Raw genomic sequence first — 14,899 nt, 5'->3', positions numbered from 1 at the left:
ACAATTAGTTTATACTATGTCCAAATAACAATTACATAGATAAAATCAAGTCTTTTCATGATTTTACTTGATTAATGAAAGGAGTTATTTCATGTTGGATAGTACTGATTTACGGATCATAGATGAGCTTTACAAGAACAGCCGTATGACAATGAAAGAATTAGGGGAGAAGGTTCATTTAACTGGCCAAGCTACATCATCGAGGGTTGCAAAATTAGAAGATAGTGGTGTCATTGAAGGGTATACAATCCATGTAAATCAGGTGAAATTAGGACGTCCTGTCCATGCATTTATGAATATTTATACTAAAAGTCCATACCATGAACCATTTCTGGCATTTCTGGATACACAACAACCATTCATTGTTAATAATTTTAAAATTAGTGGAGATGGTTGCTATCTTCTAGAATGCAGATTTTCATCAAACGAAGTTTTAGACCAATTTTTAGTCGATTTAAATAAACATGCCAACTACAAATTATCGATTGTAATAAGTAAATAAAAAAAATACCAGGTGCTAGAGCCTGGTATTTTCAACTTTCCTATTAACAGAATAATTTTATTAAAAACCCAAATTTTATTGTAACTCCGTTATATTCTAAGTAATATTGGTGCACTCTAAAACGTAACCAATGAACAAACGGAGGTAATGTAAATGAAGAAATTACTGTATATTGGAGCAATGTCGGCACTTCTTCTATCAGCATGTTCTTCTCATGATGAAGCTCCGGCTAGTGAACAAGCTGAAGCAAAAGAAAAAACTGTCAATGCTGAAACAAAAGAGACACTTGAAAGAAATGCTCTCAATCAAACTGATGAATCAAGTTGATAACAGGTAGGTTCTATCCGCTACTTTCATGGTTCTATCCATCACTTTTCTAATTCTATTCACCATTTCAGCTTAGCTATCCATCAACTTGCTTTTTAAGAACTTTAAATGATATGGATGTCCCCTGATTTGGTTGACTGTTAATTTGAAGCCCTGCTCCGTAATGCTGCTTTAATCGTAAATCCGTATTCAGAAGACCCACCCCAGAAGAGGTTTTTAGCCTTCTGACTAGCAATTGTTTTTTTGTTTCTTCATCCATTCCAATACCATTATCAGATACTGTTATCTCTATAAAAGTATCATAATCCAAAATTTGAATACTAATAGTTCCACCATTTACTTGTTTCAAAATGCCATGTTCAATGGCATTTTCAATTAATGGCTGGATGGTTAAAGATGGAATCATTACATCAGATGAAACTTCTAGCTCCCATGTAGCACTAATTCGACTTCCATATCGCTCCTGCTGAATATAGAGATAGGATTGAACCAGCTTTAATTCATTTTCTATTGGGACGAGTTCATCAATATTTTGGAATTTAAAAGATTCTCGTAAAAAATCACTAAGTGCCTCAAGTAGCTTGTTAGTACGCTCCGTATCAATTTCATGTAAGGTCATAATTGCATTTAATGTATTAAATAAAAAATGAGGATGTATTTGTGCCTGTAGCCAAGCCGCTTCCATTCGAAGACGCTCTTGGACAGATTGTTTAACATCAGTGAGTGCTTTGACCCTAGATCTTAATTCTAAAGGATCGACTGGTTTCATTACATAATCATTCGCACCAGATAAAAAGCCATTCTCAATATCCTGTGCTTGACCTCTAGCTGTAAGAAGTAACACTGGAAGTTCTGTAATTGACTGCTGTTTACGTATAGTACGAACTAATTCATAGCCAGACATATTTGGCATCATTACATCTGAAATAACTAAATCAAATTTTTGAGACACCAACGCCTCCAGCGCTTTACTGCCACTAGTGACTGTTTTTAAATCATATTTTTCTGTAGTCAGAATTGTTTCAATCACTCTTAAATTTACTGGATCATCATCCACAACTAGCACCTTTGGTCGATTTGTTTGCATGATGGATTGGGTTGTTGGAGAACGATCAAAATGATTGGAAGACGACATAGCGTCAAAATCCTCATCCATTCGCAATAGTGAATTCTCATCTTCAGTAACATTTTGTTCAGATAAGATAGCAATAGGTAAAGTAAACGTAAATTCTGAACCCTTTCCTAATATTGAATGTGCTTGTAATGTGCCTCCATGTAGCTCAACTAAGCGTTTACTTATGCTAAGCCCTAATCCAAATCCACCTTCCATTATGGCCTTACTAAGAGTTCCCTGCTCATAAGGCTCAAATATTCGCTGAATTGTGTCATTATCAATACCAATACCAGTATCTGAAATCATAATTTCCACCATATTATTTTTCACATGACCAGCTATTGTAACATGACCTTCATTTGTATATTTCACTGCATTATGCAGTAGGTTAAAAACAATTTGAATGACTCTATTTTCATCAGCCATTACCTTTGGAAAATCTTCAGGTATTTGATTTATTAACTCTACTTGCTTACCTTCCCTCATAAAATAGAGCATATCTAATACGCCAGAAACAATCGTATGAATGGAAAATGATCGTAGTTGCAGCTTTGTTGTATTTTCTTTTAAGCTCATTACATCGAGTAAATCATTTAACATAAGAGACATTCGTTGTCCTACCGAAAGAACGACTTCTAAATCCTTGACGCTTTTATCACTTATAACGGTTTCTTCTCTTTCTAAAACAGCCTTCGACATGTTTAAAATCCCATGTAGAGGATTTCGTAGTTCATGGGACGTATTAGCAAGAAATTCATCCTTCAATCTGTCGGCTTCTTGAAGCTTAATAGCAAGTGCCTTTGTCTCTGCATACACCTTAGCATAATCTTTAAACCATAGTATTGCCAAACAAGTCATTGTGATAATAAGGTCAAATGGATAAAATATTGTTTTTACCCCAGTTAAAAGAAAGATACCATACCAAGCAATATTATTCACAAAAGCTATTATTGCCAACAATAATAAAATATTACTTCTTATCTCTTTGATTGATTTTACAATCATTGTTACTATCGTTAAAGTCATTGGGATTCCTAAAAGAGTAGCATAAACAGGCTGTATGATTGTTACATAATGAGCAGACAATAGTATTGCCAGCAATGCAGCAATACCACATAAAGTATTAAACCAAGGAATTAGTTTAAGTAATGTCTTTGGCAACCACTGTTTTATAGAGTGAAGTAGTGAATAGCCAATGCCAAGCATAGAAAGATGAACTAATTTAAAGCCCCAATCGTAATTAATTGGAAACCAGTAGGACAATAATTTATCATCACTTCCTAAAAGATAAAAAAATGTAGTGGCAAACGTTAACATAGAAAAGTAAAGTAATCTTTTATCTCTGTTTCCTACAAAATATAAAATAATTGAATAAATAGCATGTATAAGGAAAACGAAAGCCACCATTTGCTGCATCGTTACAGACAATTGCGTCTCTCGATTAATTACTTCTTCTTTGCCCAATTTAATGGAACGGATAATCCCTCCATTACGAGAATCCTTATAATTAGCAACTTGCACAATCATTTCAATTTCACTACGACCATTTACTTCAAAAGAAGCGGAATAGGGTATGTTTTTAGCAATGGTTGTATCAGCATTTTTTCCAATTTCACCTGATTTCGATAGTTGTCTGCCATTCACATATATTTCAGAAGAGCTCCGAACACTTGGCACCCTAATACTGTAGGTTCTATTATCAGACGGATTTACAAGAATTTTTAAGCGATAAGAACCATAACCATATGGAGTTACTTCCCCTTTCTGTAAGGACGAATCCCACCCACTTGGAACATGTATGTATGATAGATTATTTCGAGCTCCTTTAATTGGCTGTTTTTCGTTAATTAACCACGTATAAGGGTAGAACTCCCATTCCCCATCCAATGTAATGGAATGATTGTCGTTAAAATCCCATTCTCGTAAGTCTATTTGTCCTTTTACAGCATAGGGTTGATTTGTATTATTTAATAAATCCAGCCATAAAATTCGTGAGCCTGTAAGTATTAACACAAATAAACTAACTATGAGGATAATTTTCTTTTTATTCATTTACATAAATGTCAAAAAGTCCTTGCACCTTGTATTTATAGCACAATTTCCTTAGGCCAATTGCACCTCCTTAGCAATATTATCCTATCATGCATAGAGATACTTTTAAATTGAAATATTTTTTTAGCTCTATAAAACTAAATAAGATAAGTCCCTATTTAATCATTTTCACACTTCGTAGATATATGAAGACACTGCTTATTATTCCAAGCTCACCGACAAACAGCATCTATTAAAAATCCATTCATAATGGGAAATTTCCACATAAATTTAAGCATATTTATAATAATGAAAGGCATTTAAACTTTTATAAAAGGGAGGGGAAAAATGACTCAAGCTTTTGAATTTACATCAAATGGGAAGTTTATAGTAAAAGTGGATGATTATACAGTAAAAATTCAACCAAAAGGGTTCTCAAATTTTATCAATAAAGGGGGCTCAAAGGGGGAAAAATCCATTCCCATTACATCCATCTCTGCTATTCAATTTAAAGAACCTGGTTTAACTACAGGATATATCCAATTTGCCTATTCGGGTTCGAATGAAACCAAAGGCGGTACATCGGCAGCTATCAAAGATGAAAACTCTATAACCTTTTTTAAAAGAGAGCTAAAAAAGGCAAAAGAATTAATAAAGTTAATTGAAATGAAACGACATGAGAGTTCATTTCCTTCTATCACTTCACAAAGTGCCGCAGATGAAATTTTAAAGATGAAAAAGCTAATGGATGCAGGTATATTGACTAAAGAGGAATTTGAAGCAAAGAAAAAACAATTATTGAATATTTAATTGTGTAGAAATAGCTGTTATTTTATTTTTTATAAGGCACTTCACTACCTACAACTATAATTTCAACATAATAGTAGTGTAATGCAAAATTTTAAATCTTTGTCTGACTATTCATCAGATATTAGTTATTCTTTAAAATACTTACGCTTTCAGATTTTTTAATTGGATAAATAACACGCCCCCTTTCTACAACAAGGCATATTATAGATGATAGAAAGGAGGTATTTCCCATGGGATATTCAGGAAACGTAGGTAGTTGGAACAATGCCTGCTGTGGAGGCAATACTGGCTCTGGTTATGGCTCTACATTCGTTCTAATTGTTGTACTATTCATTCTTTTAATAATCGTTGGCGCTAGCTTCCTTTATTAATCACATCAACATTTCCAACTATTAAATAAAAAATAGGCTTAAGTTTTATCATTATGGATAAGACTTAAGCCTTTATTCATAAAATTTTAAGATTTTTCAATAAATCAATGAATAATTAGCAATCCTATATGGCACATTACATATAGGAGGTGGAAGAATAATGTCTAGAATAATTGGTGTAGAACAATCATTATCGAATGTGGAGCAAGCTTTAAAGGCAAAAGGATATGAAGTTATTCAACTACGAAATGAAGAGGACGCTAAACGATGTGATGCTTGCGTCATCACAGGTCAAGACAAGGATGTTATGGGCATTAGTGATCCAGTACTTGCAGGGCCAGTCATTGATGCGAATGGCCTTTCTGCTGACGAAATTCTTCAGCGTGTAGACAAATATTTTCATTAACAACGAATGGAGAGGTGCTGTCTTTAGACTTTATGATCTATTGACCTGCACCTTTTACAATTTATCTAAGTCGATGTCTTTTAATAAGAATTTATAAAGGAATATACAAAAAAATAAAAGACCCACCAATAAGAAAATTCCTCCAACTAGGAGATAAGAAAAAATATAGCCGTTTTGTATAACAAGGAAACTCTCTGTATCCATCTAACCACCCATTGCTGTATTTAAATCGTTATTTGCAGAATTGGCCCCCATGTCAACACTATTTAATAATAGTATGGAGCCAATGCAGATAACTGTACTTTTTTACAGTCTTTATCATTTCCTCTTGTCTCATACTATGTCCCCCGACTAATCTTTTAGCAATGTAAGAACTTAAACACAAAAATACCTAGCTTTTTTGCCAAAGCCAGGTTTTTTTGTGTGTTGTGTGTTGTGTGTTTGTTTATGATTACATGGCTAGTGTATCAAATTGTTCTGAACAAATTCTAAACAGGTTTTAAGCCCATCGTATAGTTATTTACATTGTTTCTGTTAGATTATTTTTTTTCACAAGAAAAATAATATTCACTTGTTAAATTATTATAAATTTTCAATATGACATTACCACCCTTTTCATAACATAGAGAGCTAGCCGTATCTATTTCCTTTGTATTAAAATAATGAGTTACGTTTATCATAAAGGAAATTCCTAATAAAATTATGAACAAAAGCCAAATGACTCCATTTAAATGTTTTTTGTTAATCATTTATATCCTCCATAAAGTGGTTTTTACATATCTTGAGGTGGTATAACCCCCATAATTAATAAGATAAAAAATACTAAACCTACTAAAAAAAATACAACTGAAGCCCAGAACACTGGCCCAACTTTAACAGTAAAGCGCTCGCTTTGCTGAATTAAACCTGTTTGACCACTTACCTGAGCGTTAAAAAGTCTAGACATGGCTCCTCCACCGCTTGAAAAGTAGTAGATGCCACCAGCAAAAAAGATACCTGTAAAAAACATAACCTCAATTAATCGAACGGAGAAAAATGAGGCAATATAATATGTAATGATTACCTCTACTATAAGTGTGATCAGCATAATCATTAAATTTTTAGTCTTCATAAATCTCCCCCTTCTTGACTACACTTATTTATTCTACGAGCGAACGTAAATAAAGTTTCACTTTTCGAATTTTTCTGTTAATAATTTAATTATAGATAAAGTTCCAGGCTCTTTTTGGTATTTGTCTAATTACATGGTTAGATTACTCTTCAAACTCTTATGTATGTTTAAGTTAAATTTCTGAAATAATTTTTTTCAATTCCTGTTGATTGATTTGACCTTTGATTGTGTATTTTAAAGCGCCTTCCGCATCAAAGATAAAAGTTGTCGGATAATTGATGACTTCAAATGATTTTTGGAGTGTGCCATCTCCATCAAGAAAGATGGGAAAATTCAGTTTGTAATTCTCTAAAAATTTCAATACATTATTATAACTATCGTTAGCAGTTGCATTAATGGCTAACAACTCCACATTATCTCCTTTTTGGTTATAAAATGCTTTTAAATCTGGTACTTCATCCTGACAAGGACCACACCACGATGCCCAAAAATTGACAATTAAAACTTTTCCCTTGTATTTTCCAAATGTTGTTAATGTTTTATCAAAATTCATTAGTTTTGTATCATAGACAATTTTTTTTGAGCCATTCGCTAATTCTATCATTGAGGGTTTTAGCTCTTCTTTGAAAACTTCATCTTTTAAGGCAACACCTATTAAGAAAACTACTACTGTTAGTGATACTACTAAACCTATAAGTTTTTTCCGTTTCATTAACTTCTCCTTAAGTAATTTGATAATATGCTTATTTTACAATACTTTCACTTTGATATTACCATATTTGGGTTTAAAAGGTTGTATTATACACCTTTTTGTATGTACTTCTTCTTTCATCACCTGTAAAATTAAAATAATATTAATTTACGACCTAGTTTAATTTATAAAGTAGTTATATGCACAAAATGTAGGTTGATAGCTATAGAATTGTACTACTTTTCTATCCATCGTGAGTAATATGCTTTTACTTTACTTTTGAGGGAAGAAAATAGTTAAAGTTCTACACTATTGCTGATTGGAGTGTAAGGCTACTCGACTCCCGTGGGATAGCGAGACAGACGAGAAACTGAGGCCAATACGCTGTTGGTCACGAAGGCGTTGTCACAGGACGTGACGCACCTAGCCTTCGTTATCCCAGTGCAGGAAGCTTTGCTTTGTGCGAAAGCGAAGCGTCAGCAACAAATGTTTTAACTGTGCGAAAGCGAAGCGTCAGCAACAAATGTTTTAACTGTGCGAAAGCGAAGCGTCAGCAACAAAGCGAGTAGCCTGTAACGGAAATCAGCTTCATTTTGACTAAATTTTCACAAAGAGTCCCTTGACCATTTAGTTTTTCAACACTATGTAAAGAAGTTTTTCTTTACCTTCTGTTCATAATCGATACAATTTATTTTTCAGAATTAAAGTTAGCGTGGTGGATTTTACCATAAGAAATTTTTAAATCCTTTTAGACATTTACCGGCAATAGGTAGTTGTCTTTTTTTATTTCTATTTTCAATACTATGATATACCTTCCCTACTGAAACCGCTCCAAGCAAATCTAAAACTTTTCTACATTTCTTTACTTTAAATTGATTTAAACCCATAAATAATTGACTTATCATTTATCCAATGCTATATTTACTAACGCAGTAATTTACTAAATTACTAAATATAAATGAATAAGGAGTTTTAACAAATGAAAATACCTACGCATTTAAAACATAAACCAGTAATTGTGGCTGAAAACTACGCCAATATTGATGGACGTACTGCCTATCATACTGATGCACAGGGCCTATCACTTGGCTTAGCTCAATGGAACGATCGAGGGAAGGTTGATATTTCTGCCAAGGTGTGGCGTCATACTGGTGGTAAATGGTCTCGCCAATCGGAGGAACTTCCTCTTCATCGTGTACTTGACCTAGCTATTTTAGTGTGTGAAGCCCAGCTTTATTTTAAGGATGCTTATCGCTATGAAAATTTATATGATGAAAGCAACCCAGTACTTAAACGTGTTGGTTTACAAGGTGATGCCATGACAGTGGAAGTATGCACAGAAAATGAACAAATTAATGAGGATATTCAGCTCTTTCAACAAGCATTAAGTGATAATGGTGAACTTATTGGAGAACGTTTACGCACACTATCACGTATTTTAAAGGATATGGGCTATTAATGTCATGACTTAAGGAGATAACATAATGAACGAACAGCTACTACAAGATGATAAAAAACTACAAAAATCTTTCTTCAACTTTTTAATTCCTGTTATGCTAGCGAATGTCTTGCAATCATTAGGACAGGTATTTGGAATGTTTATTGTTGGACGCAATTTAGGTGTCGATGCACTAGCAGCAATTTCTGCATTTTTTCCATTTTTCTTCTTTTTAATGGCATTTGCGATTGGCATTGGCTCAGGTAGTTCTATTTTGGTTGGGCAAACTTACGGAGCTGGCAATCATGAGAAAATGAAGGAGGTTGTCGGGGTAACCCTCGCCTTTACGACAATATTATCAATTGCTGTTGCTATTTTCGGAGGCTTTTTCATTGAATGGATTTTACGCTTTATGCAAACACCCGCCAACATATTAGAGCCGAGTATTAGCTATGCCCAAATATTATTTTTCACACTTCCAATTATGTTTTGGTATTTTGTGTATACAACCTTTATGCGCGGTGTTGGCGATTCAAAAACACCCTTTTTATTTTTAGTCATCAGTGTAGTTTTAAATATCGCATTCCTTCCTCCGTTAGTATTTGGTTGGTTAGGACTGCCTAAGTTTGGCTTAAATGGTGCTGCCTATGCTTCTGTTTTATCCAATCTTGTAACGATGCTATTATTACTAGGATACCTGCACAAAACAAAGCATTTACTGCGTTTAGACAAATCAATTTTAAAGCATTTCAAATTAAAGAAAGGCATCTTAGTTTCCTTATTAAAACTAGCGATTCCATCAAGTATTAGTATGGTGGCAATTTCTGTAGCGGAAATTGCAGTTATTGGCTTTGTAAATGTCTATGGCTCAGATGCTACTGCTGCCTATGGTGTGGTTAATCAGGTAGCCAGCTATGCACAAGTACCAGCGATGAGTATAGCGATTGCAACCTCAGTATTTGTTGCCCAAGCTCTTGGTGCAAACTCTACGGAAATGATCAAAAAAATTCGTCTCTTAGGTGTGCGTATTAACTATATTTTAGGCGGCGCCATTATTTTAATCATGTATTTATTTGCGGAGCCTATCCTATCTTTATTTATAGATTCACATAATACTGTGCTAATTGCTAAGGATTATTTATATATCACATTTTGGAGCTATTTAATTTTTGGACATACACAAACAGTTTCAGCTACGATGAGGGCTACAGGAGTAGTTTTATGGCCAACCATCTTCTTAGTTATTGCCATTTGGGTTGTTGAGGTGCCATTAGCGTTTATACTATCACACCACACTTCACTCGAGTTAAATGGTGTCTGGTTAGCCTACCCTGTAACCTTCTGCGTACATTTTGTGCTACAGTATGCATACTTCAAGCTAGGCTGGCAAAAACGAACTTTAAAAGTAATGCTAAGCGATTAAGCCAGTACTTACTATATCCTATCAAGAAAAATGAAAAACCAGGGCTCCTTATGAGTCCCTGGTTTGTTTGATAATGTACACCACAACGCTTACTCTTCCCAGAACAATTCGTCTAGGGTTTTATTTAATGTTTTACATATGGCAATACATAAATTTAAAGTCGGATTATATTTACCTAATTCAATTAAACCAATTGTTTGGCGAGTAACACCTACTATTTCCGCCAACTCTCCCTGTGAAAGATCATGCTCTGTTCGAGCCATTTTCAAACGTATGTTTTTCACACTTTTCACCACTTGCTATCTTTCTCTTCTAAAATATGTTGCACGACTTTATCACTCTTCTTTTTAGCAGCTGCATACATCAACATTAAAAATCCTGCAAAAAATAGTGCATACATAAACAATGAAACAAAGAATACAAGAAAGAAAAAATAGATGGCTTCTTGAGTACTATCTGCGTAGTTAAATGCACTGTTAATACCTAAAATAATGGCAAAAAACATACCCATCGCAACACCAAGTATAATATATTTAGTACTTAATTTAACTTTATGCTTACTATCATGTAGCTCCACTTCATCAGTAAAAATGCCAAGAAAAGCCGATCTTATAAAATAATAAATAGATGTGATTAAAATAATGAGCCATTCTGTTGTTACATTTTGTAAGGACATTTCCATTGTCGTAAATTTATATAGGATGGATATTATGCAGGCAATAATAACAATCACATAGATTTCTTTATAGATTTTGTTTTGCAGGTTTTTCACACGTTCATCCAAATGTTTCGAGTTCCAAATCATTTTAATTCCCCTCCCCTATTTTATAATTCTATTATACATTATATTCGTCATTATGCAATATATACATTGCAATAAGATTATTATAATTAACTTTTCAAGAAATTTCTTAAAATTGCCTGTAGCAAACTCCAATGACTTACACAATTACTTCAACAAAAAAACAAGTGAGTACGGCCAGCGACTTTTACCAACGACGACATATTTTGTACCATTGAGTTTACTACTGAATGACAGACTTTTTACCTCCTGTATAATTAGTAAACAAATCTGATTTTATGACTTTTTTATTTAAGATTGACGTTTGACAAATCACTTGCTAATATATTAGACATCTAACATATTAGCAGGTGATTATTTGTCCTTATATGAACAGGTTAAGCGTATTAATGAAGCAGAATATATGATAAACCGTTTGATATATAAACATTATAAGCAATATCTAAATAGCGGCATTACAACACAACAAGCCGTTGTATTGGATATTGTGTTTTTAGCAAAACGTATTACGGTGGGTGAAATTGCAATTGAAATGAATATTAGCTCTAGCGCAGTTAGCCAATTAATAGCGAAGTTGGAAAAGAATAAATATATCAAACGAGAAATTAATTTACAAAATCGCCGTGAAGTATTTATAACGTTAGCTGAAAATGGATTAGAGTATTTTTCGAAGCAAGATTATGTTGAACAGCAGGTCGCAGATAAAATTTACAGCAAACTTTCATCAAATGAGTTAAACGAATTAGAACGCATTGTTGAAAAATTAAGGGAGATCGCGATGAAGGAATTATAAAATTTCTTCATGCCTAATATGTTAGATATCTAATTTATTTAGGAGGTTAACAAGTGAGAGATTTACTTAAAAACATCTCGTTTAATGGTGCTGTTTATTATGAGAAACATGGACAAATCCAGCAGTATTATCTTGGTTATCAAGATATCTCAGAGCAACATCCTATTTCTGAAAGTTCACAATTTAATCTAGCATCATTAAGTAAAATGTATACAGCGGTAATGACATTTCAGCTAATTGAGAAAGGACAGCTACAATTAGAAGATAAAATTACAAAATGGTTTAACGTACCTCATTTTGCAAATGTGACAGTTGCACACTTACTTACACACACATCTGGTATTCCAGAATATATTACAGAAGATTTTATAATAAGTGTTGAAACATTTGTTGAAATGGCACTACCACAACATACACAGAATGAGCATTGGTCTTATAGCAATACGAATTATGTTTTACTTGCTAAAATTATTGAAAAAGTCAGCGGCTCATCGTATGAAACATGTTTACAACAATATATTGCAAGACCATTAAATCTGACTAGTACAACAACACAGCCTAAAAAACAATACGAAGCACAAAGTCATATGTATGATTATGAGGAGCAACGATATAAAAAGGCAAATAATGACCCATATTTCAACAAAAGTGAAAAATTTAATAATGTATATGGTGACGGTGGTATTTATGCAACAGTGGCAGAGGTAGCAATGTTTTTAAAAGCATTTTTGCAAGGTCAGTACATTAGCAAAGAGAGTATGAAATCCATGTTAACATCAACAGAAGCCGCTGAGCATTATAGTTATGGTTTTATCATTCAAGATGATTGGGTTGGTCATACAGGTGGATGGTTCGGTTGTTCAGCGCAAGCTTTTATTCATACATCCACAAAGGATATTGTTGTTTTAGCAACGAATCAAGAAGTGTTCCCTCAATATGAACAAGAAATTATGAATTACATAATGGGAATACAATATTCTGTAGACGCACCAAAACATATAGAAATTTTATCGCTCTCTAATGAGGATGATATTACAGGTCAATATGAATTAGCAGATGAACTTAACACAAGATTTACAATCATAAAGGATAGACAATTTATGATTTCATTTGAACATCAGTTGTCTGTGCCGCTTTATAAAATAGATGAATCGTATTATTGGGTACGCAATACAATGAGTTATGTAGATGTTGAGAATCAATTATTTATCGATGAAGGAGTTGAACTACCTTATCAAAAGGTCAATTGATATAGTCATAAAAGTTGTCCCTGTATTAAAGAGCATTTATTAGAACTACGGGTTAATTCGATATTTGTAATCAAACCAAATTTATGCCGAAAACAAGAGATGTTTTTTATGATCCATTATCGAAAAAACCCTTGTTTTTCATAATAAGGTGCTGTACCCAAAAAGTTAGATTATTGGCTCTAACTTTTTGGGTACTTTGTTAGTGAACATTTTTACTGACCTCATTAATGTACATATTTATCACCTCAACAGCAAAATAAGCTAAACCTCTAAGGAGATGGTCAATACCATAGAAAAAAAGCCACTGATTATTATTTGAATGTAAATATAATTCTACGCATTATTCAAATCGAACATTTTCTGAAATCTCCTCAATTTTACTCCAGTTGATAATTTGAATCATTTCTTCTTTCCGCTGAATAATTCCTGCATCTGACCACTGCTTTAATACCCGATTTAAATGTCTTTTTGTTGTACCTATAAGTGAAGCCACCTCATCCAGTGTGTTTGTCATAATATATTCCTTAAAAAGTGAAGTCGATTCAATTGTACATAAATACGCAGCTAAACGTGTAGAAACAGAGGAAAGAGCGTTCACTCTAGAGGATATCGTGCATGTCCGAAGTTTATATGCTAGCTCTTGTAAAAGTAATTGTGTAAATGCACTATCATATTTTAAATGTTGTTCATAAAGAGCATAAGGTACAAATAGCAACTGACATGTCTCTGCAGCTATACAATTAGACTGAACCAAGCAGTTTTGAAAGATTTCAACATCCCCCATAATGGCAGGCTTTTGGCAGTATCTTAATAACAATTCCTTCCCTGTGATTTCAGGACTAGAAACATAATATTTCCCTTCTAATAAAAAATAGAGACCCGTGATAGCTTCTCCCACTTTTAAAATATAGTCATTTGAGTCATACCTACGGATTTCTACATTCTTTTTGAACTCCCTTTGAAAGGTATAACCATAAATTTGAGTAAATGTTTCGAACTGCATTGTTACCTCCGGGACATCTGTCCTTCTAAATATTTTTACTATACATTATACTCGAACCAGGAGCTGATGATATGAAATTTGTATTTGATATTGATGGAACTATTTGTTTCGATGGAAAAACAATTGATGTGTCTATTTGTGAAGTTTTCGATGAATTATTAAAAGCTAAGCATGAAATTGTCTTTGCTTCTGCCAGACCTATTCGTGATCTATTACCAGTCTTACCTGAGCAGTTTCGACAATTGCCCATGGTTGGCGGAAACGGAGCGTTCACGTATGAATGTGGGAATATTCAAGTAGAATATTTTAAAAATGATATTTTACAACAGCTTTTGGCATGTATTCGCTCAAATCAATTAACTTATTTAGCTGATAGTGATTGGGATTATGCGTTTACAGGAGATACCAACCACCAAGTTTACATAAATATTGATAAAACAAGAGCTAAGAATCGCGATATTGCTGAATTGCAACAAATATGTAAGCTGATCCTGTTTCACCCAACAGAAGAGGTGCTACATGAGATATTAAAATTACCTGTTTCAGTTGTAGCATATAAAAATGAACATGCAATTGATATTAGTCCACTTGGTGTGAATAAAGTGAAGGGGCTTCATAAATTAAAGATTGATGAATTTATTGCGATTGGAAATGACAGTAATGATCAATGTTTATTTGAACATGCCATTCATAGTGTTTGCATTGGAAATCATGATGTCCAACGCTATGCTACTGAAACGATTAATAGAGCAGAAATTCCTGCTACAATCAGAAAAATCATGAAAAAATTAGAGGATTAGACACTATAATCTGAAGATGGCATCCAG

The 14,899-nt window shown here is 33.5% G+C and carries 18 protein-coding genes; 10 read left to right on the top strand and 8 right to left on the bottom strand.

Annotation, left to right across the window (positions count from 1 at the left end; translation table 11 throughout):
* The first annotated feature begins 91 nt into the window (after positions 1-91).
* Positions 92-502, top strand: coding sequence for an Lrp/AsnC family transcriptional regulator (locus AC2CGN_RS07975; RefSeq protein ID WP_429981728.1), 411 nt, complete (start codon positions 92-94; stop codon positions 500-502).
* Between the two features lie 153 nt (positions 503-655).
* Positions 656-829: a hypothetical protein gene (locus AC2CGN_RS07970; protein ID WP_429981727.1), complete on the top strand. Its 174-nt coding sequence runs from the start codon at positions 656-658 to the stop codon at positions 827-829.
* Between the two features lie 76 nt (positions 830-905).
* Here AC2CGN_RS07970 and AC2CGN_RS07965 read toward each other — a convergent pair whose 3' ends face one another.
* Complete coding sequence (locus AC2CGN_RS07965; RefSeq protein ID WP_484513097.1) at positions 906-3,995, bottom strand: hybrid sensor histidine kinase/response regulator; 3,090 nt, start codon at positions 3,993-3,995, stop codon at positions 906-908.
* Positions 3,996-4,322: 327 nt separating this feature from the next.
* Between AC2CGN_RS07965 and AC2CGN_RS07960 the strand changes: the two genes are divergently transcribed.
* From AC2CGN_RS07960 to AC2CGN_RS07950, 3 genes are all read left to right on the top strand, one after another.
* Positions 4,323-4,784, top strand: coding sequence for a DUF4429 domain-containing protein (locus AC2CGN_RS07960; protein ID WP_429981725.1), 462 nt, complete (start codon positions 4,323-4,325; stop codon positions 4,782-4,784).
* Positions 4,785-5,014: 230 nt separating this feature from the next.
* Complete coding sequence (locus AC2CGN_RS07955) at positions 5,015-5,155, top strand: YjcZ family sporulation protein (RefSeq protein ID WP_286926694.1); 141 nt, start codon at positions 5,015-5,017, stop codon at positions 5,153-5,155.
* A gap of 160 nt (positions 5,156-5,315) precedes the next feature.
* A complete protein-coding gene (locus AC2CGN_RS07950) occupies positions 5,316-5,561 on the top strand; it encodes a YkuS family protein (protein ID WP_286926693.1) in 246 nt (81 codons plus the stop codon).
* Between the two features lie 539 nt (positions 5,562-6,100).
* Here the strand turns inward: AC2CGN_RS07950 and AC2CGN_RS07945 are convergent.
* From AC2CGN_RS07945 to AC2CGN_RS07930, 4 genes are all read right to left on the bottom strand, one after another.
* Positions 6,101-6,310, bottom strand: a complete 210-nt coding sequence (locus tag AC2CGN_RS07945; RefSeq protein ID WP_429981724.1) for a hypothetical protein — start codon at positions 6,308-6,310, stop codon at positions 6,101-6,103.
* 23 nt (positions 6,311-6,333) lie between these two features.
* Positions 6,334-6,672 (bottom strand): hypothetical protein, encoded by a 339-nt coding sequence (locus AC2CGN_RS07940; RefSeq protein WP_429981723.1) that lies wholly within the window; start codon positions 6,670-6,672, stop codon positions 6,334-6,336.
* A gap of 172 nt (positions 6,673-6,844) precedes the next feature.
* The gene (locus tag AC2CGN_RS07935) at positions 6,845-7,384 is read right to left on the bottom strand and encodes a TlpA family protein disulfide reductase (RefSeq protein ID WP_429981722.1); all 540 of its coding nucleotides are present in this window, start codon (positions 7,382-7,384) and stop codon (positions 6,845-6,847) included.
* A gap of 701 nt (positions 7,385-8,085) precedes the next feature.
* Complete coding sequence (locus tag AC2CGN_RS07930) at positions 8,086-8,268, bottom strand: hypothetical protein (protein WP_484513093.1); 183 nt, start codon at positions 8,266-8,268, stop codon at positions 8,086-8,088.
* Positions 8,269-8,342: 74 nt separating this feature from the next.
* Here AC2CGN_RS07930 and AC2CGN_RS07925 point away from each other — a divergent pair, with 74 nt between their 5' ends.
* Both AC2CGN_RS07925 and AC2CGN_RS07920 read left to right on the top strand, forming a co-directional pair.
* A complete protein-coding gene (locus tag AC2CGN_RS07925) occupies positions 8,343-8,822 on the top strand; it encodes a DUF6530 family protein (protein WP_054771525.1) in 480 nt (159 codons plus the stop codon).
* A 25-nt stretch (positions 8,823-8,847) separates the two neighbouring features.
* Positions 8,848-10,224 (top strand): MATE family efflux transporter, encoded by a 1,377-nt coding sequence (locus tag AC2CGN_RS07920; RefSeq protein WP_484513091.1) that lies wholly within the window; start codon positions 8,848-8,850, stop codon positions 10,222-10,224.
* Between the two features lie 89 nt (positions 10,225-10,313).
* Here AC2CGN_RS07920 and AC2CGN_RS07915 read toward each other — a convergent pair whose 3' ends face one another.
* Both AC2CGN_RS07915 and AC2CGN_RS07910 read right to left on the bottom strand, forming a co-directional pair.
* Entirely contained in the window at positions 10,314-10,508 is a 195-nt protein-coding gene (locus tag AC2CGN_RS07915) for a helix-turn-helix transcriptional regulator (RefSeq protein WP_054771536.1), read from the bottom strand.
* 5 nt (positions 10,509-10,513) lie between these two features.
* The gene (locus tag AC2CGN_RS07910; RefSeq protein ID WP_286926688.1) at positions 10,514-11,029 is read right to left on the bottom strand and encodes a DUF6773 family protein; all 516 of its coding nucleotides are present in this window, start codon (positions 11,027-11,029) and stop codon (positions 10,514-10,516) included.
* A 355-nt stretch (positions 11,030-11,384) separates the two neighbouring features.
* Here AC2CGN_RS07910 and AC2CGN_RS07905 point away from each other — a divergent pair, with 355 nt between their 5' ends.
* Positions 11,385-11,819, top strand: coding sequence for a MarR family winged helix-turn-helix transcriptional regulator (locus tag AC2CGN_RS07905; protein WP_429987271.1), 435 nt, complete (start codon positions 11,385-11,387; stop codon positions 11,817-11,819).
* A 53-nt stretch (positions 11,820-11,872) separates the two neighbouring features.
* Positions 11,873-13,069 (top strand): serine hydrolase domain-containing protein, encoded by a 1,197-nt coding sequence (locus AC2CGN_RS07900; RefSeq protein ID WP_429990247.1) that lies wholly within the window; start codon positions 11,873-11,875, stop codon positions 13,067-13,069.
* A gap of 340 nt (positions 13,070-13,409) precedes the next feature.
* Here the strand turns inward: AC2CGN_RS07900 and AC2CGN_RS07895 are convergent, their stop codons facing one another.
* On the bottom strand, positions 13,410-14,072 hold the full coding sequence (locus AC2CGN_RS07895; protein WP_484513088.1) for a Crp/Fnr family transcriptional regulator: 663 nt from the start codon (positions 14,070-14,072) through the stop codon (positions 13,410-13,412).
* A gap of 71 nt (positions 14,073-14,143) precedes the next feature.
* On the opposite strand from AC2CGN_RS07895, the gene AC2CGN_RS07890 reads away from it, so the two are divergent.
* Positions 14,144-14,872, top strand: a complete 729-nt coding sequence (locus AC2CGN_RS07890) for an HAD-IIB family hydrolase (protein WP_484513086.1) — start codon at positions 14,144-14,146, stop codon at positions 14,870-14,872.
* Positions 14,873-14,899: the final 27 nt, after the last annotated feature.

The organism is Lysinibacillus sp. DFXJR4 (assembly GCF_057196045.1).
The sequence above is the reverse complement of the archived record's forward strand: the minus strand, read 5'-3'. Positions and strand labels throughout refer to the sequence as shown.

Excerpts from the sequence above, each read along its gene's own strand:
- AC2CGN_RS07945 (WP_429981724.1), bottom strand. The coding sequence starts at position 6,310 with ATGATTAACAAAAAACATTTAAATGGAGTCATTTGGCTTTTGTTCATA.
- AC2CGN_RS07955 (WP_286926694.1), top strand. The coding sequence starts at position 5,015 with ATGGGATATTCAGGAAACGTAGGTAGTTGGAACAATGCCTGCTGTGGA.
- AC2CGN_RS07965 (WP_484513097.1), bottom strand. The coding sequence starts at position 3,995 with ATGAATAAAAAGAAAATTATCCTCATAGTTAGTTTATTTGTGTTAATA.
- AC2CGN_RS07920 (WP_484513091.1), top strand. The coding sequence starts at position 8,848 with ATGAACGAACAGCTACTACAAGATGATAAAAAACTACAAAAATCTTTC.
- AC2CGN_RS07890 (WP_484513086.1), top strand. The coding sequence starts at position 14,144 with ATGAAATTTGTATTTGATATTGATGGAACTATTTGTTTCGATGGAAAA.
- AC2CGN_RS07895 (WP_484513088.1), bottom strand. The coding sequence starts at position 14,072 with ATGCAGTTCGAAACATTTACTCAAATTTATGGTTATACCTTTCAAAGG.
- AC2CGN_RS07960 (WP_429981725.1), top strand. The coding sequence starts at position 4,323 with ATGACTCAAGCTTTTGAATTTACATCAAATGGGAAGTTTATAGTAAAA.
- AC2CGN_RS07925 (WP_054771525.1), top strand. The coding sequence starts at position 8,343 with ATGAAAATACCTACGCATTTAAAACATAAACCAGTAATTGTGGCTGAA.
- AC2CGN_RS07940 (WP_429981723.1), bottom strand. The coding sequence starts at position 6,672 with ATGAAGACTAAAAATTTAATGATTATGCTGATCACACTTATAGTAGAG.
- AC2CGN_RS07950 (WP_286926693.1), top strand. The coding sequence starts at position 5,316 with ATGTCTAGAATAATTGGTGTAGAACAATCATTATCGAATGTGGAGCAA.
- AC2CGN_RS07930 (WP_484513093.1), bottom strand. The coding sequence starts at position 8,268 with ATGATAAGTCAATTATTTATGGGTTTAAATCAATTTAAAGTAAAGAAA.
- AC2CGN_RS07910 (WP_286926688.1), bottom strand. The coding sequence starts at position 11,029 with ATGATTTGGAACTCGAAACATTTGGATGAACGTGTGAAAAACCTGCAA.
- AC2CGN_RS07935 (WP_429981722.1), bottom strand. The coding sequence starts at position 7,384 with ATGAAACGGAAAAAACTTATAGGTTTAGTAGTATCACTAACAGTAGTA.
- AC2CGN_RS07975 (WP_429981728.1), top strand. The coding sequence starts at position 92 with ATGTTGGATAGTACTGATTTACGGATCATAGATGAGCTTTACAAGAAC.
- AC2CGN_RS07970 (WP_429981727.1), top strand. The coding sequence starts at position 656 with ATGAAGAAATTACTGTATATTGGAGCAATGTCGGCACTTCTTCTATCA.